This window comes from Lacticaseibacillus styriensis (genome assembly GCF_030770295.1).
In the GTDB taxonomy this organism is placed as follows: Bacteria; Bacillota; Bacilli; order Lactobacillales; family Lactobacillaceae; genus Lacticaseibacillus; species Lacticaseibacillus casei.
On record NZ_CP132483.1, the window covers coordinates 1,245,227 to 1,270,891 of the forward strand.

Genomic DNA, 25,665 nt, shown 5'->3' on the forward strand with positions numbered 1-25,665 from the left:
TATCTTATTTTTTGAGGATAATCGCTCCTAATTTCTTGTTTGCATTTAATACCTGTATCAATTCATTTTGCTGACACGCTTTTCAACATTGCTTTCTAGCATGAAAGGTAATGCAAACTCCTTAACTAACCTTGCATCATCAACTACTGTTGAAGTATCAGTATTATAATATTGACTTGATTCATCTCGGACAGCTGAAAACCAGTTGAAGGACCCATCCACTAAAATATGACCATCGATCACAACTTGCTTGGAGTGAACTCGAAATGGCGAATCAACGACAGTTGCCCCAGACTCTTGGAGGAAAGCGACACCCAAATTAAAGTTGTCCATTTGATCAATATAATGTGGGCTGTTTTTATTATACATTCCACGACTCGAGTAGATGTTAACTTGAACACCTTGTTCTGTGGCCCTTTTTATAGCCGCAAGCAAAGGTTTTGCACCTTGTTTAATGGATCGGCCGGAAATATAAGGAGAGTTTATATCGACCTGTCTTGAAGCGCGTAACAAGTGCTGAATCAACCAGTTATCATGCTTATCAGCGCCAATCAGTCGCGTTGTGACTTCCGAGGCTTTAAAATATGATGCACCCCGCAATTCATTCTCTTCATGTGCGAATAGCTGGCGTGCAAGTTGAGATGATGGTGCTGTCCCGTTAGTTGATAAAATATCTGTATTTCCAAAATATAGAAAGCTATCCTTGGCTCTTGATACTGCCACATTTAGCATGTTAACGCCACGATCAAAAAAGAAAGAATTGCTCGCTGTATCATATACAGGGGAGAAAATAATAATGCGACGTTCCGCTCCTTGCAGAGCATGAACTGTTCCGACAATGATTTCCTCTTCATCCAAGTGTTGACGGGTCAGTGCTTTTTTGATTTCTATTGTTTGTTCCTTAAAGGGGGTAATGATTGCGACAGTTTTCCCCAATAACTGATCGTGCTCGTTATACAGGGAAAGCAGCTTGTTTTTCCGTTCACTTAACCAAGAGGCGATAGCATCTGCTTCGCGCTGATTGTATCGACTGCCGTTTCTTGAAGTGGCGTGACCAAAGAGGTGGGCATAGCCCATTTGTGGCAAATGGACTTCAGTTGTTGCTGCCGGTTCTTTGCGCATTGAAATAAGTCTACCGTTATAGGCGAGTGAATTAAAGTAGTTCATAATCTGTGGCAAGCAACGGAAATGTTCGCGCAGTAGTAGACCACTATCTGACTCTGAGTCTCCAGTAAAGGCACTTTGATTCTGAGCAAGTGTCATTAAATCTCCTGTTGAGACTGTAAAACCATTATCCTTCATAACCTTTGCTTCCGACTCAGTGAACCCACCGAGGTTTCTCATATTTGCTTCATCAACATTTTCTTGGATGCTCCAGATGGGTTGGATTTGTTTCGTGTCACCAACCGCGAGGAATCTTTTGGCAAGTGCTAGGCTGGCAACGGCTAGCTCAGGGCTTACTTGTCCTGATTCGTCAGCAATTAAAAGGTCAATGGCGTTGAACAAAGGTGTTTTTTGGTCCATGAAGAAAGCATCAACTTGATAAAACGTACCAACGAAGCAAGGTGTTAACATAGCTCGTAATTGCCATTGCTGGCGTAATTTGGAAAAGCTATCGTTTGGCTGAGTTTCTGATTTCGGCTGAACAACATTCAGTAACCATGTTGCCTCCCAATAATGGGTCGCTAAAAGAAATGCTAAGTACCGCAACTTAGTATCGATCTGTCCGTTAACTGAATCTGAGTCAATATTATAGCGTTGACAAGCTTGCATAAATGTCGTCTTCGCTGTGTTAATGGCATCTAATTTAGATTGTGCATCATCAATCTGTGCTTTGACCCGTTCATTTGTTTTCCTTTCCTCGTCCAATTCAGTTTCCGGATTAGAATTTGCCGGTTTACCTTTCAAATGCAAATAAGATGCTTTTCTTTCAGCCTTGCGCCGCGGACCTATGAGCGGGAGATAATCAAGCACACCTGATTGTTGATTATCATAATCAAGCCAGTCTGCCAAGAACTTTTCAGCGGCCGTCAACCTATTGTTGCTGCTAGCCAATTCTTTTTCCAGTGAACTAAGCGTCGTTGTCAAGGTAATTATTTTTGAATCGTTGTCAACATATTGCCCGCTTGCAATTGTTTGTATATCCTCGACAACTTCTTGAAGAAGTTTATGAAGGCTACTTTGACTTTGTTTTAAGGAATGGCCGTGGTTAGGAAATACAGTGGAGAACTTATTAAGAAACTCTTCCTTCGCTTGTTCTAGATAGTCAGCTTGAATCATCTGATCTAGGTAGTCAGTATTATTTCGAGAAATGGCCGCAAATTCTTTGCTACTCTCCGCAAGCTTGTCGGCGGAAACGAGATAAAGACCATACGTGTTATGTTTTGGTAACCAATGAGAAGCTAATATGGCTTTGTTTGACCTAGCGCCTTGGTACGTTGACGTGTTGGGAAGATAAAAGCTGTCTAAATTTGAATCATCTGAAGTATTGGACTTAAAACTGCGGATAATGTTTGTTACGGCTTGATTATTAACTGAAGAAGCGACACAAATTGGGGGCATAGTTTGCTTGACTGCTGCTTTAATCCACTCAGTCGCTACAACACTTTGAATGAGTGTCGTTTTTCCCGTGCCAGGAGGACCGCTGACTGCAAGAGTTTTGCCGTCTGATGTTGCATCAAAATAGGCTAGAGCATCGCGTTGGGTGGCCGTGATGCCATACTTCGGCGTCATCTGACCTAAATGATGCGAATAATGCGTTTGAATTTCACTTTTTGACAGTGAAACGTCCTTTTGATCGGAAGAAATTTCCGGGTTCAATGAATCTAGCAATGGCAGTGATCTTTTAGTCTCAATAATGACTTGATAAAGCCTTTGAATCCAGAATGACATGCCAGTTATCTGGCCACCAAGATTAATACGACATATTTTGGGCATTGATGCGTGAAATTGTTGGCCACTGGTATATTCCAAGGTGTTAAAATCTGATATTCGTTTTCCAGTTAAGTCTTTGAACAGTATCTCCGTTTGCTTGACATAATCTGTCCACGACAAATCGTTGAATGCCCCTCCTTTGATCCCCTCAAAATACTGGCTAACATCCGCAATTGGCCGGTAAAGGGAGGACACGGTTGAGTCTTCAATAACTGGAGACATAAGATCACGTGGGATCCAAGGTGTTGCATACTCCTCGTGTTCCAATTGCCCACTAGCATTTATGGTGGCAGGAATAATAATGGGGAAGATAACCCGATTATAGACTGGAATAACAACTGGTGTGATGAGAATATCCAGCGAATCTTGCGTTTTAAGTTTCTTCACAATACTGGCGTTGAGTGAGTTCATCTTGCTTGCAGCAACATGTCCTTCACGGAATTCCTCGTAAGCAATATCGAGATGAGGACTTTTAGCAGCATTACCACTTATTAGCACGCTCTGACGCAAACTTTCAAGGTAGTAGTTTGCTAGCTTTTTTCTATCAATCATTTAATCTCCCCCACGATGCACATAAAATGACGCGCAAAAGTACTCTGTTCAAAATTTTTTAGCAATGCTATTTTGGAAACTAGTATACCTTGTTTTTTGGCCAAAGTGTGAGAATTAGATTACACCGTCTACGCCAACCACTTATTATCTCCACCGCCTTAATCCGATTGTGCATCCCAAGCTTGCTAAGAATGGTGGAGAGATAATTGCGCACCGTCCCTTCAGACCAAAAAAGACCTCAGCGATTTGTTTAGAGGGTAAGCCACTAGTCACCTCAGCCAAAACTGTCAGTTCGCGGTCGGTGAGGGGGTTGCTTTCGGCAGTGATCATGTTTCGAGAATATTAAAAATTAAACAGCATCACCCCAGTCTACGTTCAGGAGAATGGGGTGATGCTGTTTAATTTTAAGTTCAACTGAGGTAACCATGAAAACTACGACTCAGCTATCTCAAAATTGTTTCCAGCGTGTCTCAGACTTCAATTCACGCAGTCACGCGGACTGCGACCGCAACATAGTGTGTTTTCTAAAACATGAGAAGAATATGTGGCGGTTAAAGATATTTATAAAATGTAAAAAAGCAAGTCTTGAGTCAACTCGCAAAATGTATTTTGTAGGAAGAGAGCGAATGCACTAGCAATCTCATGTGTACCTTACATTTGCACTTTGACTTTCATCGCGGGAGCTCTCTCCTTCTTGTCTAATAATATACCATAATACCTGTCCGCATCTTCAACATTTGTTGCGATGACAGCAACCCTAAGCCAACCACTTATTCCGCTTAGCCACCTCCACCGCCTCAATCCGATTATGTACCCCGAGCTTGCTAAAAATGGCCGATAGATAATTACGCACTGTACCTTCAGACAAAAACAAGGAAGCAGCGATTTGCTTAGAAGACAACCCGCTAGCAACCTCTGCCAAAACTGCCAGTTCGCGGTCAGTGAGGGGATTGCTTTCGGCCGTAACCATGTTTGTCACCAACTCTGGCGCGTAAATTGTTTGCCCAGTCATCATTTTACGAATGACTGCGATTAAGTCGTCGCTTGGACTGTCTTTTAAAAGATAACCGTTCACTTTAGCCGCAACAGCGCGCTCAAAATAGGCCTTTTGCGCAAAGGTGGTCAAAATAATGACTTTCGTTGGCAAGTCACTTTCATGAATTTTATCGGCGACATCAAGGCCGGTTAGTTTGGGCATCTCGATATCTAAAATGGCAACATCGGGCTTGAGCTGCTGGATGTCTTCCCATGCCTTTTCACCATCTCCAACACTTCCCAGCACATGCAAATCATCTTCTAAGTCCAGCAGCTGGGTGAGTGCCGAGTTTAACATACTTTGATCTTCAGCGAGATATAACGTAATCATGATAGTTGCTGCCACTCCTTTGGTAATGTAAGTGTGACCAGGGTACCTTGCCGATTGTGGATGATCGCAAAGGTGCCGTTAACTTCTTCCATTCTCTGTCGCATGCCGCTCATGCCATTTGACCCAACACGAGCATAATTATTTTTGGATCGTCCGTCATCTTGAATGTTGACGATATAGTCGCTTGGCGTTTGCTCGAAGGTTATCTCAACTTGATGCGCGTGCGCATGGCGTATCACATTCGTAATGGCTTCGGAAATAACCGGACTTAGATGAATCTGCACCTTGGTTGGCCATTCAGTGGCGTCATTTTCGCCGTCTGTCAGCAAAACCACATTTGCTTCCGCAAGATTTTTCCCTTGCGTCAACATCATCTCACTTAACGACTGTTGGTGCAGGTCGTTGACGATCGAACGAACCAACTGCAAATCGTGACGACTGGTTTGGGCAATGTCGTCCAGTTCCGGTCCGACGCGCTCAGGTGCCTTGTCCAGTAGTTTTTTGGCGAGCTCTGCCTTAAGGGTCATCATCGAAAAGCTCTGGCCGAGGGTGTCGTGCAAGTCGCGGGCAATCCGTTCCCGTTCACCACGACGAACGATGGCCTGCAGACGCCGATTTGTTTGCCGAAGTTGGCGTTGGCGGATAATGGAGCGTGAGGCAGTATAGGCAAAGATTGGCGAGACAAGCGGGAAAACGAGATTGAGCAGGTTACCATTTGAGATGCTTAAAGTACCCGGATGGACCAGATTGGCACGCCATAGACCCACGAGAATAATGAGATAGAAGGCTGTGGCGAACCAGTGAAAATATTTTCGTGGGTACCTAGCTAAAATAAAGGACACTTGCCAACCGGGATAAATAATCATGTAATCATTGAAAGCGAAGATGGCAAATAAACCGGTGATCGCCAGCTCCAGCGGGATGGTGACAGGTAGCCATCGGTCGATTTCGTTGACCAGAATGTAGACGACCAGAAACACCACGCCCAAGCCGAGCCAAATCCAGTCAGTGACCGATTTTGTCGGAACATATTGAGCCATGATATACGGCAAATAGACCAGCCAAATATAGCTGGTCCATTCAAGATTCATTAACCATGACCGAAGATTATGCTTCACCCAAAGCCACGCCCTTCCGTTGTTCATGTTTAGTCATGACAACCACCAGCAAACTGCCGAGCACAAACCAGACAGCAATCCCAACTAGATTTGTTAAGTCTACTGTAGCACGTGAGGTCACCTGATTTAAGAGATTATTCACGAAGTAAGTCGGCGTCTCCTTGCCGATGGTTTGTAACCACTTCGGCAGCAGGCTGATCGGCCACCATAAGCCGCTGATAATGGCCATGGGAAAAGTGAGTAAGTTACTGGCCAAGCTGAGCATTTCTTCACGCCGAATATGAGACAACGCAATGCCAATCATCAGGATAGGTAATTGACCGACCAAAATAATGCCAAGGAAGCCTAACCACTGACTAGCATCAAGGCTGACATTGTTAACGCCAATCGCAATGCCGCCTAAGACAATCACCGAAAGCAAGCTCATCATCAACATCCAGAAAGTGATTGAGACGTAATAGGGGACCATGCCTTTTGGCGATAATCTTAAAAATGTCGTGAATCCTTTGTCGCGATCGCGTTTCAAGATAGACGCAATGCTGAAAAGAGCTTCGAGGAGAATGCTAAAGACAATCATTTGATCCATATAACTAATATTAAATTGTTTAATTTCAACAGCAGAGCCACTGATCATGACTTTGGTATAAAGCAGATAGAATCCTGCTGGCATTAGGAGCGAGAAGAAAATAAACGAAAAGTTGCGGAGCACCAGGCGCTTGCCGTCAAAGGCCACTTGAGCTAAGAATGTTTTCATGATTGTGGAACCTCCTGTTTCGTTAACTGTAGGAAAATGTCTTCAAGTGATTCGCGATTCAAGCTGATTTGATGCAGTCGATCGAGCATCGGTACGAGTGCTTTCAGCGTCTGATCACCGTTGCGGCTGTGAATGACCAGTTTGTCACCCATGCTGTGGACGTGATCGACATCAGCCAGTCCGCTAAAAATGGCTGGTTGCAGATCGGTTTCACAAGTGATTGTGGCGCCCAGATGTTGTTTTTGAAGCTGTTGTAAGGTGCCATCGAACGTAAAGCGGCCATTTTGCAAGATCAATAAGCGATCGGCAATTTGCTGAATTTCTTCGAGGTAGTGACTAGTGATAACGATGGTCTTGCCTTGTTGTCGCAGTTGTTCAACTTGATCCCAAAAAGCTTTTCGGGCATTCGCGTCCATGCCGACAGTCGGTTCGTCTAGGAACAGCAGATCAGGTTGGCCGATTAACGCAACGGCAAAGGTGACACGGCGAAGTTGGCCGCCGGAGAGATTACCGAGACGCTGGGTCTTGAGTTGCGTCAGGTTCAGATCGGCAAGCAAGCTGTCTGGGTCAAGCGCATGCTCAGTCTGTTCAGCGGCAAGTTTTAACATATCGCCGACAGTAATGCCGGGGATGATCATGTCGCCTTGAAGCATCGAGCCAATTCGGGCCTTGCTATTGGGGTTACCGGGCTTTTTGTCAAAAACGCTGACGGCGCCTTTTCCCGATAAAAGCCCTAGCAAAATGTTCAGTAGCGTTGTTTTACCAGCGCCGTTGACACCTATCAAGCCGATGATTTCACCGGCATGGACGGTTAAGTTAATGTCTTTTAAAACCTGTTTCTTGTCATAGTTGAATTTTAGATGTTCTGTTTGAATGATTGTGGTCATGTTGTCCACCTCCACTACTGATACTACGTGGTCGGGAGATTGGGTAGTAGTCGCGAATGTCATGAATGTGGTGTGACAAATGTCATGTTTTGCAAAAAGTCTGACAGCATGCTGGATGTGGGCGCTATTGTGCGAGGCATTCTTCTTGTATAATGGAAGGCATCAGACAGTGGTATGGACATAGAAAGGGACCAGCTTATGGCAGCAGCCTTATCAGCACCTTTGCGGCAGTTATTATTGGCAACTCAATTAGGTTTGAGCGTGCATCATCCGCTTGCCGGGTGGTTCGTGTTGACGATTCTTTACCGTGATGCCGGTAGTAGCAGTGAGCCCGTTACGTTAAGCTACCTGGCACGAAAATATAACAACGATTATCTGGACGCGAGCGGTGGCGAAACACCGATTGCTGACGATGTTTTGAAGAAAGTGCTTGATGTGCTGGTCACGCAAGCTGGTTTGGTCGAGATGAATCCGCGAAAAGTGCGTGCGCGCATGCACAATGGCAGCTACCATATTATCCAATCCTATGTTTATCGGATTACCAGCAGCGGCATTGAATATTTGAAAATGATGCAAAAAGTCATTGACGCTGAAACAACGATTACCGCTAACACAAATCGGATTCAGGAATATGTTGATTTGGTGGCGAAACTGAGTGTACCGGTGCGTTCAGGCGCTGACACGCAGCTTTACAATGATTTTCAAAACATGCTGAATGCATACGATGATGTCATGAAAGGTATTCATAAACTTGAGGATGACCTTGATGAACTAGCCAATGATATTGCCTTCAATCACGGCAGTCAGGCGGCCAGCCACTTGCAGCAGATGTTGCGCCACAAGGCAATTCCTGCTTATCAGCAGATGCTGAATCAGGCGTCACGGATTCAAGGTTTAGCAAATGATGCCACTTTTGCCGATCAGATTGCTCATTCCCAGCAAGGCAGTGATGATCTTGATGCTGCTCGGGCGGTTGGCCGTCAAGAAGCGTTAGTGATGCGGCTGCAGCGGACCAAACAATGGGCGCAGGCGCAGATGACGCGGTTAGCACTCAGTATGAGTCCGACTGCCACAGCGATTGACAGCAGTCTGGATTCGATTTATTTAGTGTTTAACACGTTATTGGGCATTGTTCACTTGTTAAGCCAGGAGTTTGAACATGCCAAGCGCCAAACCATTGACATCAAGGCGCTTTCCAAAAAGTTAGATGGCTTGCTGGCACACTATCAACAACTTCACATTCCGGTGCAGGTGCCACGGCACTTGCCGGCGGATCGCGAGGTGGAAGATCCCAGCGATCTGCTTGATGCCTCAACAATGGGACCGGTCAGCTACTTAGCGAATCCGACCCGCAAGCAGCCAGCCAGCGAGACCGATAATCCGGATATCACCGATGATGCACCCACCGAACAGGCGCAGGTGGCAGGGTTACGCGAATTTCGCCAAACGTTGATGGTGGATGATCGTCACGGTCGGGTGGATCACGATTTGACGTTGCAGACTGTCACAGCGCGGGACGAGATTATCAAGTTGTTTGCAGCGACTTATCACGAAGATCTGAATGGCTTTGCCCCCTTCGGCCGTCCCGCCAAAGCAGTGGATGCCTTACCGAACACGCCGCCACTGCAATTGCAGGTGGCCGGAGAAGATTATGCGGTCGTGTTGCCGTGCGGTTTTAAATTTACGTTTGCTTGAGGAGGGCACTTATGGCCAGAATTACCAAGTTAGACCAACTTGTCATCAATGAACTGCTGGATCATGGCATGTTTACCACAACGCCATTACCCGCTGCGACTCAAATCAGTCGCGCTGCCATTAGTGAACTCAAAAAGCTGTCCGTACAGCAACGGCTTAGTTACTATTTCAAAAATATGTTCGGTGCAACGCCGGAGAATTTTCAAGAGAATCTTTTCTTCATGATCGGTAAGGAAGAACTTTCGCCGGAAGTCGTGCATGTGCTTTTGGCAACCGTGAAAACGATCATCAATGAACCGGAATTACAGAGCAATTTGGAGGATCGTGCCATTCCGACGCAAAAACTCGTCCGTCAGGTGCACAGCGAAGTGACCGAGCTTGACGAACGCGAATTACTGCGTTGCATTGATGCACTGTTTGTGAAGCGTTTTGGGCTGTTCACGCCGGATCGCCTTGAGGAAGGCGCGGAAAATATTCCTGCCGAAATTGATGACTACTGGGAGATCCATCCCAACTTTAACGAATTTGCCCAAAACCTGGTCGATTTTTTGACCAATGACCAAACGCAGCCGGCTTTGAGCGAGGTTCAAAAGGTCAATCGGGTGTTGTTGACGGAACAATTCATGAGTCCCAAAACCACGCAGCAACTTTGGCCTGTCCTCGAGGCCCATAAAGAAGCCATTGCCGAGCAGTGGACTCAAGGTGGCCGGTTCGTTTTGGAAGTCGGGGATCAGTATGCGTTATTGTTGGATCAACAGCGGCAGCCCAGCGTTGCCAAGCCTTACCTCGCTGCGTTAGTTGTCGCCCATCAACTGGGGTCGGGCGTGGCCGCCGATGACTTGACTGGCTTAATCAAAACCGTGACTGCCGAACTTTTTCCAGGCTTCACGATTCAACCAAGTCAGGTAAAGGCCGCCTTACTTGAAAATGATTTAATGCGTGCTCAGGATGATTACTGGGTGCCAACGCCGATTGTGGCGCGGTTTGCGGTGACGCAGGATGAAGAAAGCAAAGAAGGAGCTAAATCTTGACGCAACAATTAGTGCCAGTCAGTTATCATTTGCGTAATTTTAATAAGTACGCCAAGTTGGATATGCAAGCGGCTGAAAATGGCAATCTGACCTTGATCGGCGAAAATGAGGTCGGCAAAACGACGCTTGCCAACTGTTTCTTTCCAATGCTGATTGATGGTGCCATTACGACGCCATCGTTTAACCCAGCTAAGAACACAGAGAAAGTTTCGCAAAGTGCAAGTGTCCGCAATAGCAGTCGGGATACACGAACTTTTGAATCGATGCTGCTCGGCTGGGATCCGGGCGCTATGAAAGTGAGGACAGGTTATAGTTACGTTTTGATGCGCTCGGATCAGCGTCAAGTCATCTTAGGTCTTGGTGCGACGCGGGTGGAAGATGATCCGCGCAAGCCAACTTGGTGGTTTATTGTCATCGCGCCGAACCCGACTGATGCGTTAGAGCTTCACACAACGGATGCTGAAGGGAAAAGTCTCGATAAAAATCAGTTCAAAGCTGCGAATGCCGCGATGGGTGACCAACTGCATGTGTTTGATCGGCCGGAAGATTACCGAGAATTTGCCGCGACCCGCATTTACGGTTTTAGCGACGGCAAAGTACTAGGCCGTCTAGCAAATGCCTATCGCTTATTAGCCTCGCCGACGTTAACGTCCGGCAATGAAAAGTTCGCACCGATTCTTGCGGCATTAAAAGACGCCCAGGAAGGTATCGATGATATGGTGATTCGCCGATTCGCTGACAGTCAGCGGCAGGTGAATACGTATCGTGGACTGTTAAAACGAATCAGCGAAGGTCAACGGCGATTGAAGCAAATGAAATCGCGGATCTTTTGGCATAACCTGAATCATCTCCAAGAAGTTTTATTGACGCCGTATAGCCAACGGTTTGCCCGCAATGCCGCTAACCAGGAAACATTGACCCATACGCAGCAGGAAGTACAGGCTTATTCCGCACAACTGGCTGATTTAAATCAAGCGGTAACGGAAATAACGGAGCAGGTTGAGCAGTTGCGCAACGAAAAAGCCGAGCAGGATCAGCTGATTAAGCGCCGGGCGCAATACGAACAACAGATTAAAACCAGCCAAGCCGAATTGGACCGTTATCGCGAGACACAACAAAAAGTCGCAGCATTACAGCAGCAGCTGGCAACCTTGGCCATCAAACATGATCGGATTAAACAACAACTGGCCGATCACACGCAAACCAATCTTTCCCCGATCAGAGTCAAACTACTCGCTTTGACAAGCACGTTGAACAACTTTTCCCAAGTGATGCAGGCTGATGACTGGCAGGAGATTGAAGCAGGGCTTGGGCATTACATTCATCAAGTCTCATCGGCGAAGGTTCAGTATGATGGGCTGGAAGAGACGATCAATCGTCTTAGCACAGATGTCGGTATTACCAAGCAGATGCAAGCCAAAATGGGAACCGCCATTGATACGCGAGTGCAGGGGTTTGGTAGCGGCCGGGTTCATGATGGTTTGCAGGAAGACAACCGAACCATTCATGAAGCAGGCGCGGCGCAAATGAACACGCAATATCAGCCTTTGCGTGACCAACAGTCAGCGATTCTGAAAAAACAGCCGGATTTGACTGTGATTTTAGAAGATCCAACAATTTTGTCTCAGTTGAAGGATCTGCGCAAACAGCTCAAACCGCTGGTGCAGACTTTGCTTCACATACAGTCGCTGTTAACTGCTAATGAAAGCGAGCAAAAAGCCCAGCAGAGTAACCTTGATACTTGGTTAGACTTCTTTGATCCCGACTTTGACGAGGACGAGTTGGCGCAAACCATCACGCGGCTGAAGGCCGAACAAGCAGCTTTGAAAATTGATCCGGAATTGCCGAAACGTTTGGCCGCGGCAGCTACCAAGCAAAGAAAGTTAACTCAACAGTTGCAAAGCGTGGAAACCGAAATCGCCACCAGACAAGGTGTCATCAATACTTTGACTGGTACGATTAAAGCAGACACGACGCAATTAGCCAAAGAGGCGGCAGATGCTGCAGGGAAACTTAAAACGTTGACGCCATATTTTCCAGAGGACGTTCACCTGACTGACATTGACGGATTGTTGGCGTTTGCCACAAGTAATCGCGCCAAAATTCGCAGCAGCAATTATGCGGATATTAGTGATCAAATTGGTCGCCTGATTCACCGCCATGACGGTCACGGAGAGGATCAAAATGCACTCGATGTGTTGTTTGCCGATCGCGGCTTTCCTGCTGAAGCCAGTGCGATGCGCCAACAGCGTTCAGTCGCAGACAATGGCTTGACCGTGGTGGCGTTTGACGTTAACAAAGCATTGAAACTTTTAGATGATGATCATGCCGCGGTGGAGAAAGCTTTAGCTGAAGAACAAAGCGGCAATGACATGGCTTATACGACATTTGTCCAGGCGGCAACGGCAGCGATCAGTGCGCAGTACAACGTCATCACGACTTACAACCAGATTCTTGCGGCTGGGGCCGGCCATCAACATATCAAATTGAAAGTCCGCTTGACGCCGATCAAGGGGATCGCACCAGAAGCCATCGAAGAAGCCTGTGATCCGCAGCGGCAACAACGACCGCATCTTGAAACGTTGGTGAAACAGCACCTCGACCAACTTGCTAACAACACCGAGGTTTCAAATGACGATGACGCGTTCTTTGCTGCTGCGCGGGAGTTGCTCGATACGCGCGAATGGTCCGATTTTGAGGTATTGATTCGGCGGCGTCAAAGCGGTGAAAACGATTTTGAAGTAGTGGACGATAAATTTGTCCAGTCCGGCGGTTCAGGCGCGGAAAAGGCGCAGGCGATGGTGTTACCACTCTTGCTGGTGCCGAAAATGGTTTTGCAACGGTCGAATCGTGCCGATGCACCGCATTTGGTCATGTTTGACGAGTTTGCCGATAAACTCGATCCGGAAACAGCTAAGTCTTTTGCCAAAACGATTGTTAATTTTGGCTTCAGCTTTATTGCTACGATGCCAAGCGGGGCGCAAAACAAGCTTTTGGCAGACGGCGTCGACAACATTGTGTGGGACGTCATGGCCTCACCGCAGCAAGGCGACGGCCGCTTCCATTTAAATCGCGTTCAGCAGAACTTTATTTGGAAAAAGGACACCGATAATGATTGAGTCATGGATTAGTTAGGTAAGAGGAGGACAGCAAGCGTGAGTCGTTACAGCGATGCTTTTGAAAGCCTGACAGGCCAAGCAGCACCGGAAAAAGCTGCGCAACTGGATCAATTGTTTGATCAAATTGCGCGCGGGAAAGCCTTGCCGCCTCGTGGACAACAGGCAGTCGCGCTGGGATTAACCGCTCATGCGTTGAACGATCCGCACGAAGATCCGCCGCTTTTTGCCTATTATCGCTGGGTCATGACCCATTGCTTTCAGTCTGGCCAAGTCAATGAACTGACGGCGCGCCTCATCGGAATGGCGTTTACCTCGGCCAATATTTTTGCGACCGACCTGCCTCAGCCGCTGACATTGAATCCCTGGCAGCTCAAACCAATGCTCGACTTTCCGTTGAAAAACACGCAGGCGGTGGTGATTGAAAACAATGGCGTCTTCGCGTTGCTGCATCAAGAACATCCAAATTGGCCATTAATTTTGCAATCCGGCAATGACTTCAATGACGTTTACGTTCAGCTTATTCAGCGCCTCGAAGACCGCGGCATGCGTCATGTCTATTTAGGCGATCTCGACAGCAAAGGCGTGCAAATGGCTGATCAATTCGCGCGATTGCTAAAACAGACCGCTGCAAAAGACGTGGCGGCTTTGCAGACGCCTAAAGATGTTCGCATCTGGCTGGCTGATATGGGAAAAAAAGATCCACATCGTACTAGGAAATTAAAGGTCGTGACGCCTGTCTATCAGGCCGAGATGACAACGATCACGCTATTTGGGAAGTTTGTTGAGCAAGAACAGTTGATGGGGATTTATGAGGAGCGGATTGGGCAGTGGCTTGACGCCGGAAAGTAAGGTACTGGGACTGGTTGATGGAAGATGTTTACAAATAGGGGGAACGATGGTCACATACACAATTAAAAATTATCAACCGGAAATGCTGGAGAGCTGGTTGCGATGTCGCGCACTGGCATATATGCGTAGTTCGTTTCAGGACGAGATTACTGCCGAAAAGGGAACTGTTTCGGATGACACAGGTGTTTCACTTGTCGCAATTAAGGATCAACAAGTTATTGGCATTGCTGAGGCTATTTTCTTGGAAAAAGGTCAAGCAAAAGCGACATCTTATGGTCTTCCTGAAGGGACAGTCCTGACAACACTTGATACGCTTGCGGTGCACCCTGATTATCAACATATTGGGATCGCTAAGGCATTGTTGAGCCAATTGCGATCCCAATTAAAAATACGTGGTGGAGTTTTGTTAATTTATACGCTTGATGATGAAGCGGCCAATGGTTTGTACCAGGCAATTGGCGCAAGACTTTGTTATCAAGCATCAATTGTTCATGGCCATAGTTCCAAGAATCATGTACCAGAATGGACTCATTTCCGTGTCACCGATGATAAGCAGGTCGCTGTTTACGATGAACACGATCAGGAGATTGCATACGGGCAGGACATGGAGACATATTATGTCGGTAAGTCTGAAAACATCAAACAGTTGACAGACGTTCACAAAGTTGTAACCGAAAATGTCTATACTCTGGAACTCTGACCAGTCTTGCTTTAAATTTACCAAGTAAAGGTTGTAGTTCTTTGAAAGATTTCTGGAACGGTGATTGTTGTGTCAGTACGCTTATTTACAAGTGTGCTGGCATTTTTAGTTATCTTGCAAGAGAAGTGACACCGTGTCACCTTCTATGTTTCAAAATTTGAAATTGTCATTAATAAATGCCGCGAAAATACTTAATGTTTCGAATCCATTCCCGTTTGATATATGGGAAAACACACTGCACGTAAGCATTTTTACTTTGCGGTTCCCAGCCGTTCATTAAAAGCCAGTGCTCATCGAATAACTTCTCCCAGTCATGATCATTACTAGAAAGATTGTCGGAAAAATTGCCATGACCTAGAGGAATATGCCACGCATCAAAATCACTTGCTAGAACAAATTGGCTGGGAATATCGACGATTAACTGAACTGACGCAACACGCCGATCATTGAAGCCGCGATATTGTTCTTCTTCGTGAAGCGGATGAATCCAGCCCCAGAGCAACGCATTATCAGGATTTAGCGACATTCGGCGAAGCTCAAACTGATGGCGCATCCATTCATAAGGTTCCCAAAAACCGCTGAAATCGGACTCGTGCCAAACCTCGCGGGAACGCGGAGTGGTTAGTATGTTACCCGGTTGTTTGATAAAAGAGCGGCGTTGCATCGTTCGAATAAGCATGCTATCCCTCTATTGATTAGCGTAGTTTGCACAACATTTCACAGCCAATACCCGATTATTCATTTAAAAATTTTGCTAGCTATGTTAACAGAAATGGCGCTTTTAGCAAAATCTATTATTAACACAAAAGCTGACAAATGATGGTCGGTTAAAATTGGGGGAGACGCAAATGACTAGGAAAAAGCTTAAAAAATTGGGTTCTGACGAACGCTTCACGTTTCAAGCAACTTATGCCGGCATTGGGATGAAGCGGACAATGCGCGGAAAAATCAACACGCGTTTTTTGCCAACAATCTTGTTTGAACACGTCATGCTTGGTGATCAAGAGGTCACAGATCATCTTTGGCTCAATTATACGAAACAGTTTGCCGAATTGGGACTTTTAACCAAAGGCGAGATTGTTCAATTCAATGCACGCGTGCATCGGTATAAAAAAGGCTATGCAGCGGTCAAGGTGATTGATTACGGCTTGCAACGACCCACGAAAGTATCGATTATCAAGAGCTTGACCGACAATCGCGCTAAATTACCGCCGTTACCCGATGAGAAGAATGCCTTAATCGGGCTTGTTATGAAAACTAATAAGGACACTTACCTCAAAAACGGGCGTGGATTTGATCAGTGGTATGTCGATCAATATGACGCGTGGCTGCGGACCGAAAGCAACTCGACCAAGTACTGATCTTTTGCCGAAAATCAGTCAAAGTACGAATCCTTAAAAGAAAAACATCCGCAATTTTGGTAATATGGTACTTATTGAGTCGACAAGAAGCCAAGTAGAAATTGTGAGGAACGTTAAATTGATTGAAGAACAAACTGTCCAGTTAATGCAGCAGGATTTAACTAACATCACTCATCATCAGATCAGCGCCGTTTTGAATCTGATGCAAGAAGGCAATACGGTTCCGTTTATTGCGCGTTATCGGAAAGAGATGACCGGCAGCCTCGATGAAGTGCAGATTCAGGCGATCGAGGAAGCGTACAAGCATGTGACGGCCTTGCAGGATCGCAAAGAGGCGGTGATCAAAAGCATTGCCGAGCAAGGGAAGCTGACGCCTGAACTGGAGCGGCAGATTCACGCCAGCACGAAGCTTCAAGACGTCGAGGATATTTACTTACCTTACAAGCAGAAGCGACAAACTAAGGCGACCATTGCCAAAGAGCGGGGGCTTGAACCGTTTGCGCGCTGGCTGCTGTCGTTTCCCACTGGCAGTTTGAATGACGAAGCGCAGAAATACGTAGACGCGGACAAAGAGCTTGCATCAGTGCAGGATGTTTTGGACGGGGCGCACGAAATTCTGGCAGAAACGTTCAGCGAGATTGCCACCATTCGTAACTGGGTGCGCAATTTTACGATGCGAACCGGAACCATTCGCACCACGGTTAAAACCAAAGGCAAGGAACTAGACGAAAAAGGCGTTTACCAGCAGTTTTATGATTTTGAAGAAACCATCAAAAAAATGACCCCGACCCGAACCCTGGCCATTAACCGTGGCGAAAAAGAAAAGATTCTGTCGGTCAAGGTGCAGGTCGATCCGGCTTCGGTCATGCAGTATTTTCATTTTAAAATCATCGATAATCGTCCTGACTGCGAAGCAACGGCGTTCATTGAAGAAGCCTATCAGGATGCCTATAAGCGGTTTGTCGGCCCGGCTATTGAGCGGGAAGTGCGCGGTACGTTAACCGTTGACGCTGAAGAAAAGTCGATTAAAGTATTCGGCCAGAACCTGTACAACTTGCTGATGCAGGCACCGATTAAGGGCAAGGTTGTTCTCGGTTTTGACCCTGCTTACCGCACCGGTTGTAAGCTGGCAGTGGTAGATGAGAATGGTAAGTTTCTCGATAAAGCGGTCATCTATCCGCACAAACCGGCGCCGGAAAAGAAGCGCGAGGCAGCCGCGCCTGAGCTGATTGCGTTACTCGAAAAGTATCAGGTAACCATGATCGCCATTGGCAACGGAACGGCAAGCCGTGAGTCGGAGCAGTTTGTTTCAGAAACGCTCAAGCAGATTAAACGCGATATTTACTATGTGATCGTGAATGAAGCCGGTGCGTCGGTTTATTCTGCCAGTCAGGAAGCGCGTGATGAATTTCCTGATTTGCAGGTTGAACAGCGTAGCGCGATCAGTATTGCCCGCCGGCTTCAGGATCCGCTTGCCGAACTGGTGAAAATTGATCCCGAGTCAATCGGTGTTGGCCAGTATCAACATGATTTACCGAGTAAAGAGCTGGCTAATGAAGTAGATGCAGTCGTTGAACGTGCAGTTAACCGAGTTGGTGTGAACCTGAATACCGCTAGTTACCAGCTGTTGACGCGTATTTCCGGTTTATCAAAAACAGTCGCGCTCAATATTGTGCACTACCGGGATGAAAACGGTCGCTATAATAGTCGTACTGAGCTAAAGAAAGTGCCGCGCTTGGGGCCGAAATCGTTCGAACAGTCAGTCGGGTTTTTGCGGATCATTGGCGGTAAGCAGCCACTGGACAACACTGACATTCACCCGGAAAGTTACCCGGTCGCCAAAAAGATCTTGGCAGCGGCAGGTCTATCTGAAGCAGACCTTGGCGATCAACAAGCGGTCGCCAAAGTCAGCAACGTTGACTTAGCACCATTCGTTAATGAAGGCGTTGGTGCCGAAACACTTAAAGATATTGTCGCCAGCCTACAGAATCCGGGTCGAGATTTGCGAGACAACATGGCGGCACCGATTTTGCGCAAAGATGTCTTAACCATGGCGGATCTGAAACCGGGGATGAAGCTGGAGGGAACCGTGCGCAATGTTGTTGATTTTGGCGCCTTTGTCGACATTGGGGTGAAACACGACGGCTTGGTCCATGTCTCCAAAATGGCCCGTAGATTCGTTCGCGATCCGAAAACCGTTGTGGCTATTGGCGATATTGTGGAAGTTTGGATCGAATCGGTGGACTTGGCTCGGGAACGCATTCAGTTATCAATGGTCGGCCCTGAGAAATAATCAATCATGATGGACAGCTTTTAGTATTTGTAAATTAGACAAGTTAGATGAACGGATTGTCATCCCTGAGAATGGAGATGACAATCCGTTTTTTCGTAGCTAACCAAAAAAATTGGCTAAACATAACCCGACTTTGAAATGAATGCACATTTGGTCGATTTTGTAGAACTAGAAGGATACCAGCACAGAAAAGGTCTGTTATTTTATACAGTACAGGTCAAAAAGAATTTTCGGCCTTATATTAAATTCTTGGTTGAAAATAATTATATAAAGATTAAAATACAAGAATATCTAAAATACAAGGAGCTGATAGCATGCGACCGATTATCGCACTTACAGGTGATTCAATGGTCGCGCCTTCGCCTGTCATCAATCTAAATTACGCAGACATGGCGCCCAATATGATTAAAAACGCCATTGTAAAAGTTGGCGGCGCGCCTTTGATTTTGCCGTATCCGGAAGATGATGCTGCTTCCGAAGCATTAGCACAACAGTATGTGGCCGTTTTCGACGGATTGGTTTTGCCAGGTGGACCGGATGTTGACCCGACGTTTTACCATGAAGAACCCATTCAAGCCATGGGGCGTGCGACTTATCAAAAGGATCGGTTTGAAATTGCTTTAATTAAGGCGACTTTAGAAGCAAAGAAACCGATTTTTGCCATTTGCCGTGGCATTCAAATTTTAAATGTGGCATTAGGCGGAACGTTGTATCAAGACTTACCGAGCCAAAATCCTAAAGCCACGATTCGCCATTCACAAGCCGCACCCGGACAGTGGCCAACGCATCATGTCGCAATTACGCCCGGTTCGCATTTAGCCGCATTGATGGGCACGAGTAGCTATGTGAATTCCCGTCACCATCAAGCGGTCAAAGAGGTCGCGCCGGATTTGAAGGTAACCGCGCAGGCTCCTGATGGCGTAGTTGAAGCAGTGGAAAGCAAAGATTCTGATTTGATTCTCGGGGTTCAGTGGCATCCGGAGAACATGTGGCCGAGTTTTCCCGACCAATTACCATTATTTAGCGACATTGTGAAACGCGCAGGAGGTGATGCTCATGAATAATAGCATCGTGAAAAAAGAACAAATGGGCTACTGGAGTATGATTTTACTTGGCATCAACGGCATCATTGGTTCCGGCATTTTCCTTTTACCAAATCAGGCAGCCAAATTAATGGGTTCTGCCAGCATTTTTGTGTTGTTGTTTGATGCATTGCTCGTGATTACGATTGCGCTTTGTTTTGCGCAGGCAGCTACTTATTTTGATCGGGATGGCGGCCCATACTTATATGCTAAAGATGCGTTTGGCGATTTTGTCGGCTTTGAAGTCGGCTTTGTGACTTGGGCGATTCGCATTATTGCCGAGGCTACAATGGCAGTTGCTTTTACCACCGCTTTGGTCGGAACATTCCCGTCACTAAACCAGCCAGTGATCAAAGACGCGGTTATTTCGGTCATGGTTATCGGGTTAGCCCTGATGAACATCGCTGGCGTCCGGGTTTCGACCGTCGTCAACAACATTATTAGTGTTTCCAAATTGGTGCCGCTGGTGTTATTCGTTGCGATTGGCATTTTCTTTATTAAAGGCAGCAACTTCACGCCATTATTCCCCGGCGGTAGTTACAAATCCGGCAGCTTCGGCCAAGCCGCAGTTGTTATGTTCTACGCATTCACCGGTTTTGAAGGCCTCGTGGTTGCGGCAGGTGACATGAAAAATGCCAAGCGTAACCTGCCTAAAGCAGTGGCCACGGTCATGACAGTGGTGGCACTCTTTTATATTCTGATTCAGGTTGTCAGCACGGGCATTTTAGGTAGTGCATTGGCGAATACTGACACCCCGATTCAAACAGCCTTTGCCAAAGTGGCAGGCGGCTTCGGCAACGCCTTAGTCGCGGCTGGAACATTGCTATCAACTGGCGGGCTGTTGGTTGCCAGCTCCTTCATCACCCCACGGTCCGGTGTGGCACTTGCGGAAAACCACATGATGCCGCAACTGCTGGCCAAACGTAATCGCGTGAACTCGCCATACGTTGCGATCATTGTGTCCGCCACCATCACTCTGATCATTGCCTACTCCGGCACATTTGGCTACTTGGCGCAAATCAGCGCAGTCTCGCGATTTGCTCAATACATCCCAACTTGTTTGGCCGTCATCGTCTTTGCCCACACCAAAACCAAAGACAAGAGCAGCACCTTCCATTTGCCTTTAGGTCCGGTTATCCCGGCAGTGGCAATTCTGGTCAGCTTGTGGCTGCTGGTTCAGGTACAGGTAAGCCAGCTTGTCATTGGACTCGGCGCGCTTGTTGTTGCGGTGCCATTTTATTTCTTGACGTATACGTATCGGGAACATGGTAAGGCGTAAGTTTAAAAGAATTTTCTGAAAAGAAAGCCAGCTTGACTTGGAAGAGTCGGGCTGGCTTTTTGAGGACATTGTGTTTTTAGGTATTATGTATTGCATGTTAGGCCATCCTAGGGTATATTATGTCCAGGAACTAAATGGCATTACCTACTAGCGGAGAAAGGAAAAAAGATGGCCCAGGATTTGCACACACAAATGCTCAAAGGCATCCTACAGGGTTGCGTCTTGATCATACTTAGTCGCGGTGAATACTATGGCTATACTTTAAGCCAAGAACTGGAAAAGTATGGCTTTGCCGAAATTTCCAAAGGCACCATTTACCCGCTGCTCATGGCTTTGGAGAAAAAGGGGCTGATCACCAGCCAACTAAGGTCATCACCGGACGGCCCTCCGCGTAAGTATTATCAAGTTACTTCGGACGGTATGGTTGCCTGTCATGATTTTATCCAGCAATGGCACCAATTATCACAGCATGTTACCCAATTATTAGCCGCAGAGGAGGGCATGAGCCATGACGACCAAGGGAAACCAGCTCATTGAGGAAAATAATAAGCTACGGTCGCAACTGACACCGAAAAATAAGAAGTATTACGAAGACTTGTTGCTATATATGCGTACAAAATCGGTATTAAAAGACAGCAAGACCATTGAGCAGGAATTGCTGACTATTTTGACAGATATCTTGGCGGCACAGAAAGATGGCATAGAAGCTGTTGATTATTTTGGCAAACAACCGCAAGAAACTGCCGACGACATTTTAGCTGAAGTTCCGATTGGCTGGTTCAATTCGTTTAAAATGATCGCTTATGTCCTGATTGGCTATTTTTTGATCACAACCATTCCCAATTTAATGGTTGCAAATCAACCTTGGGATATTGGTGATGAACTCATAGTTGGCGTTTATTTCACTTTTGTGGCCATTGCGATTGTTAAGTATGTCGGACACACAACCTATAAGAATAGTCAGCAATGGGGCAAGTTGAAGATTTTTTTCCTTTGGCTGGCATGTAGTGTGCTTGTTGCGCCAGGTTTTATCTTACCAATTTTCGTTAAAACACCGTGGCAACTTGATTTGTCGGGAATCAGCGGCATGGTGTTGATTGGCATTTTGGTGATTGTACTGGGGTTGGTTTATTGGCGGCAAGACGATAAAACAATGTGGCTGCCATTTGTGCCATTTATTGCGATCATGGCGGCGATTGGCATAGCCACGCGCATCCCAGCATGGCAACCTTTTCTGCTCAAAAGCACACCAGGACGGATCGGGTTGGCGGCATTCATGATACTAGGGTTGATCATCTTTGGTGTATTAACTTGGTTCGCCGCCCGTAAAACAAAGACTGATGACTGAAATTGATCAACGTTATGCCCATGAAACGGAAAAGGCCAAATCAGGATTTTGAGAATTCCTGATTTGGTCTTTTTAATTTTTGAAGTGTTCGATGCGATTAAAAAAACAACCAACTCACAGAATAAGTTGGTTGCACCATTTGAAGTATTAAAGTTTCTGGTTATAGTATTCAACAACCAGTGATTCGTCAACTTCTGGTTCGAGTTCGCCACGTTCTGGTAAGCGAACGAGGGAGCCTTCCTTCTTGTTGTCGTCAAAGGTGACGTAGGCCGGACGGGAAACGGTGTTCTCGATGGCGTCATTGACGATGGCGAGGTTTTGTGAGCGTTCGCGAAGACCGATCACTTGACCAGGCTGTACTTCGTAGGAAGGAATATCAACGCGCTTGCCATCAACGGTGATGTGACCGTGGTTAACAAGTTGGCGTGCTTGCGGACGGCTGGAAGCCAGACCTAAGCGGAAAACCATGTTGTCCAAGCGGGTTTCGAGCAGGATCATGAAGTTATCACCATGGGTACCTTCTTTGATCTTGCCGGCGCGCAGGAACAGGTTCTGGAATTGACGTTCGTTTAAGCCGTACATCCAACGCAGCTTTTGCTTTTCACGCAATTGCTGACCGTATTCGGAGATCTTCCGACGGTTGTTGGCACCATGATCACCAGGTGCATAAGGACGACGAGCTAATTCTTTACCAGTGCCGGAAAGGGACAAGCCGAGACGACGGCTTTGCTTCCAGCGAGGACCAGTATAACGAGACATATAGATATTCCTCCAAGTTTTTATTTGGAGTAAAATAACGAATTGCGGCTTTAGCACACGGGCAGTCCTGCAAAGGTTCACCTTTGCAGCCGCGGTTACTACTGTCACCGGCTTAACGCCGAGGCAGGACTGGAGCCGACCATGCCGGCCGCTGCTGCATTATTTTACACGCGAGCTAGTATACCGTGTTTAACGCGGCAGTGTCAAGGTGTGCGGCCAGTGTCTGCCCGAATTGCGTCAGGATCTTTTCGTCTTCTTCGCTAAACCGATCGAATTTTGGCGAATCGATGTCCATGATGGCAACTGTTTTACCGTCAACGTTGATAGGAACCACGATTTCGGCATTGCTGGCGGAATCGCAAGCAATGTGGCCGGCAAATTCGTGAACGTTCGCAACGCGGATGACAGATTGTTGCTGGAAGCTGGTGCCGACAACGCCTTTGCCTGGCTGAATGTGCATGCAGGCAACTTTACCTTGGAATGGCCCGAGGTCGAGCTGCCCGGTTTTGGTATTAAAAAGGTAGAAACCGGCCCAGTTGAGGTCGGTCATACTATCGTTTAGCAACGCGCTGGCATTAGCGAGTGCGGTAATAGGGTTGGTTTCACCTGTGAGTAAGCCATCGAGTTGGTCGATAATGATGGGATCGAGAGTCGTCATTTGATCAGTCCTTTTAGGAATTTATGAAAAGCGGCATATAGGCCTTTTAACTGAAGGCTTTTTTTGCGATACTTGTAGCTAGGATATTCTCGTGTTTTGACACTTAACGGCATTTTAGCTGTGAAGCGGGCGAAATGCAATCAGAAAAGATAATCGGTAAAGCAGAGGGTGTAGGGATGATCTGGTTCTTTATTATCGTCGTGATTATAATTGTGGCCGCTGGCGGTGTCTGGTGGCTGCAGCATTATTTTCAGACTCGCATCAAGAACTTAGACGAAAAGGTCGAGGCGATTGATATTGGTGCGCTTTCGAGTCAAATCCGCAGCATTGAGCAACTGAAGCTGACCGGCGACAGCCTTGCGACGTTTGGCAAATGGGAGCGGGCTTTTGACCAATTAAACGATCATGACTTGGCAGACCTCCAGAAAATTTTGCTTGATTTGGAAGATCAGGTCAGACGATTCCGGTTTGATCACGCCTCTAAGATTGCAAAAGTGTTGGAAGCCAAAATCGAAACGGCCCGCCACCAATATGAACTGATTAGTGATGCCTTACAGGATATTCGGCATGATGAGGCCGATAATCGGAGCAAAATGTTGCGGCTGCGGGATGATTATCAGGTTTCCCGCAAGACCATCCTTGCCAAAAGCTTTGTTTTCGGCGATGCCCAGCCGGCGTTGGAACAACGGCTGCAACAACTCGCCCAATTATTCCAAAAAATCGACCAGATCAACAACGATGGCGATCACCAAACAGCCAAGGCAGAGATTAAGCAGTTGGCTGAACAAATGGACGAGTTGAAAAAGCAGGTCAAAGAATTGCCACCGCTGGTTAATGAACAGGTCAATGAGTTCCCCGGCCAGATTAACGAAATTCAACACGGTTATCGGCAATTAACCACCGCTCATTATGTTTTCACGGATGATATCCCAGGCATGGTGGCGGATGTCGAAGCAAAAATGAAAGACGCGAACGCCACATTGAAGTCAATTGACGTGGCTGCAACTGCTGCGGCTAATGCCGAAATCGAAGCTGAGATCGACAAGATGTATGCGATTATGGAAAAGGAAATGCAAGCCAAGAAGCGGGTTGACGCGGCTACCCCTGACTTGCGGCGTTTCATTGACCATGCGTTGCGTCAGAATCGCGAGCTGCAAACCGAGCTGGAGCATCTGGATCAAAGCTATACCCTGAATCATCATGAAATCAAAACGGCTAAAAATCTAAAAATGCAACTCGACACGATTGATGCCAATTATACGAAAGACACTGATGCCATCGAGGCCGGCAAAGCGGTTTATTCTGATGTGATTGGCCGGTTTGATGCGACTAAAGAACAATTAACCGAAATTGAAAAGCACCAGGTTCAAATTAATCAAGATGTGGCCGGATTGAAGAAAGGCGAGATTGTTGCCAACAAGCAGGCAGAAAACTTTGAGCTTGATATGCGCAATATCAAACATGAAATTGTTCGCCACCACTTGCCGGGACTGCCGCAGGATTATGTAGATCAGGTGAAGCATGTCACCTCGGAAATCGAACAGCTGAATCACGATTTGAATCAAGTTAAAATCGATATGGATGCGATTGCGAAGTTCTTGATTAAAATTGCCAACGATATTGAGGATTTGAAGAAGGCAACCAGTGCGTTGATAGATGCTGCCGGTCTGACTGAAGAATTGATGCAGTATGCTAACCGCTACAAGACAACGGTTAAGCCGGTGGCCGATGCCGTGAAGCATGCCACGGAACTTTATCTGCATTTTGATTACCAGCAGGCTGCGGATACGCTCGCAACGGCGCTGGAACAGACCGAGCAGGGAAGTTATCAGAAGGTTGAAGATGCTTATCTTGCGCGGAAGAAAGCTTCATTATATTAG

Annotated in this window: 20 protein-coding genes and 1 pseudogene; 12 read left to right on the forward strand and 9 right to left on the reverse strand. The window is 46.7% G+C overall.

Annotation, left to right across the window (positions count from 1 at the left end; all coding sequences use genetic code 11):
- Positions 1–57: 57 nt before the first annotated feature.
- The 6 genes and pseudogenes from LACSTY_RS06075 to LACSTY_RS06100 form a co-directional block, all read right to left on the reverse strand.
- Positions 58–3,486: an AAA domain-containing protein gene (locus LACSTY_RS06075; protein ID WP_087912027.1), complete on the reverse strand. Its 3,429-nt coding sequence runs from the start codon at positions 3,484–3,486 to the stop codon at positions 58–60.
- 79 nt (positions 3,487–3,565) lie between these two features.
- Positions 3,566–3,819: pseudogene (locus LACSTY_RS06080) on the reverse strand (response regulator transcription factor); the annotation flags it as partial.
- A gap of 424 nt (positions 3,820–4,243) precedes the next feature.
- Positions 4,244–4,852 carry a response regulator transcription factor gene (locus tag LACSTY_RS06085; protein WP_087912028.1) on the reverse strand — a complete coding sequence of 203 codons (609 nt, stop codon included), beginning with the start codon at positions 4,850–4,852 and terminating at the stop codon, positions 4,244–4,246.
- Positions 4,849–5,943 carry a sensor histidine kinase gene (locus LACSTY_RS06090; protein WP_191981870.1) on the reverse strand — a complete coding sequence of 365 codons (1,095 nt, stop codon included), beginning with the start codon at positions 5,941–5,943 and terminating at the stop codon, positions 4,849–4,851. The genes LACSTY_RS06085 and LACSTY_RS06090 overlap by 4 nt, the downstream gene beginning before the upstream one ends.
- A 16-nt stretch (positions 5,944–5,959) precedes the next feature.
- Positions 5,960–6,724: an ABC transporter permease gene (locus tag LACSTY_RS06095; RefSeq protein WP_049169028.1), complete on the reverse strand. Its 765-nt coding sequence runs from the start codon at positions 6,722–6,724 to the stop codon at positions 5,960–5,962.
- Positions 6,721–7,611 (reverse strand): ABC transporter ATP-binding protein, encoded by an 891-nt coding sequence (locus LACSTY_RS06100; RefSeq protein ID WP_087912029.1) that lies wholly within the window; start codon positions 7,609–7,611, stop codon positions 6,721–6,723. The genes LACSTY_RS06095 and LACSTY_RS06100 overlap by 4 nt, the downstream gene beginning before the upstream one ends.
- A gap of 198 nt (positions 7,612–7,809) precedes the next feature.
- On the opposite strand from LACSTY_RS06100, the gene LACSTY_RS06105 reads away from it, so the two are divergent.
- The 5 genes from LACSTY_RS06105 to LACSTY_RS06125 are packed head-to-tail and all read left to right on the forward strand — an operon-like array spanning position 7,810 to position 15,005.
- Complete coding sequence (locus LACSTY_RS06105) at positions 7,810–9,306, forward strand: hypothetical protein (protein ID WP_087912030.1); 1,497 nt, start codon at positions 7,810–7,812, stop codon at positions 9,304–9,306.
- 11 nt (positions 9,307–9,317) lie between these two features.
- A complete protein-coding gene (locus LACSTY_RS06110; RefSeq protein WP_151466850.1) occupies positions 9,318–10,337 on the forward strand; it encodes a hypothetical protein in 1,020 nt (339 codons plus the stop codon).
- Complete coding sequence (locus tag LACSTY_RS06115) at positions 10,334–13,456, forward strand: SbcC/MukB-like Walker B domain-containing protein (RefSeq protein ID WP_162494858.1); 3,123 nt, start codon at positions 10,334–10,336, stop codon at positions 13,454–13,456. Before LACSTY_RS06110 ends, LACSTY_RS06115 begins: the two co-directional genes overlap by 4 nt.
- A gap of 36 nt (positions 13,457–13,492) precedes the next feature.
- Complete coding sequence (locus LACSTY_RS06120; RefSeq protein ID WP_087912033.1) at positions 13,493–14,305, forward strand: DUF2399 domain-containing protein; 813 nt, start codon at positions 13,493–13,495, stop codon at positions 14,303–14,305.
- A 46-nt stretch (positions 14,306–14,351) separates the two neighbouring features.
- Entirely contained in the window at positions 14,352–15,005 is a 654-nt protein-coding gene (locus tag LACSTY_RS06125; RefSeq protein WP_087912034.1) for a GNAT family N-acetyltransferase, read from the forward strand.
- Positions 15,006–15,174: 169 nt separating this feature from the next.
- On the opposite strand, the gene LACSTY_RS06130 is transcribed toward LACSTY_RS06125, so the two are convergent.
- On the reverse strand, positions 15,175–15,684 hold the full coding sequence (locus LACSTY_RS06130; RefSeq protein WP_087912035.1) for a hypothetical protein: 510 nt from the start codon (positions 15,682–15,684) through the stop codon (positions 15,175–15,177).
- Between the two features lie 169 nt (positions 15,685–15,853).
- Here LACSTY_RS06130 and LACSTY_RS06135 point away from each other — a divergent pair, with 169 nt between their 5' ends.
- The 6 genes from LACSTY_RS06135 to LACSTY_RS06160 all read left to right on the forward strand — a co-directional run bounded on the left by LACSTY_RS06135 (position 15,854) and on the right by LACSTY_RS06160 (position 22,368).
- The gene (locus tag LACSTY_RS06135; protein ID WP_087912036.1) at positions 15,854–16,366 is read left to right on the forward strand and encodes a hypothetical protein; all 513 of its coding nucleotides are present in this window, start codon (positions 15,854–15,856) and stop codon (positions 16,364–16,366) included.
- Between the two features lie 118 nt (positions 16,367–16,484).
- Complete coding sequence (locus tag LACSTY_RS06140; protein WP_087912037.1) at positions 16,485–18,659, forward strand: Tex family protein; 2,175 nt, start codon at positions 16,485–16,487, stop codon at positions 18,657–18,659.
- Between the two features lie 314 nt (positions 18,660–18,973).
- A complete protein-coding gene (locus tag LACSTY_RS06145) occupies positions 18,974–19,723 on the forward strand; it encodes a gamma-glutamyl-gamma-aminobutyrate hydrolase family protein (RefSeq protein WP_087912038.1) in 750 nt (249 codons plus the stop codon).
- Positions 19,716–21,020, forward strand: coding sequence for an APC family permease (locus LACSTY_RS06150; protein WP_087912039.1), 1,305 nt, complete (start codon positions 19,716–19,718; stop codon positions 21,018–21,020). Before LACSTY_RS06145 ends, LACSTY_RS06150 begins: the two co-directional genes overlap by 8 nt.
- A gap of 168 nt (positions 21,021–21,188) precedes the next feature.
- Positions 21,189–21,557, forward strand: coding sequence for a PadR family transcriptional regulator (locus tag LACSTY_RS06155; protein ID WP_087912040.1), 369 nt, complete (start codon positions 21,189–21,191; stop codon positions 21,555–21,557).
- Positions 21,529–22,368, forward strand: a complete 840-nt coding sequence (locus LACSTY_RS06160; RefSeq protein WP_087912041.1) for a DUF1129 domain-containing protein — start codon at positions 21,529–21,531, stop codon at positions 22,366–22,368. Before LACSTY_RS06155 ends, LACSTY_RS06160 begins: the two co-directional genes overlap by 29 nt.
- 147 nt (positions 22,369–22,515) lie before the next feature.
- Here LACSTY_RS06160 and rpsD read toward each other — a convergent pair whose 3' ends face one another.
- Both rpsD and msrC read right to left on the reverse strand, forming a co-directional pair.
- Positions 22,516–23,127 (reverse strand): 30S ribosomal protein S4, encoded by a 612-nt coding sequence (gene rpsD, locus LACSTY_RS06165; RefSeq protein WP_010488729.1) that lies wholly within the window; start codon positions 23,125–23,127, stop codon positions 22,516–22,518.
- A 175-nt stretch (positions 23,128–23,302) separates the two neighbouring features.
- Entirely contained in the window at positions 23,303–23,785 is a 483-nt protein-coding gene (gene msrC / locus LACSTY_RS06170) for a free L-methionine (R)-S-oxide reductase MsrC (RefSeq protein ID WP_025013882.1), read from the reverse strand.
- Between the two features lie 176 nt (positions 23,786–23,961).
- Here msrC and ezrA point away from each other — a divergent pair, with 176 nt between their 5' ends.
- The gene (gene ezrA / locus LACSTY_RS06175) at positions 23,962–25,665 is read left to right on the forward strand and encodes a septation ring formation regulator EzrA (protein WP_087912042.1); all 1,704 of its coding nucleotides are present in this window, start codon (positions 23,962–23,964) and stop codon (positions 25,663–25,665) included.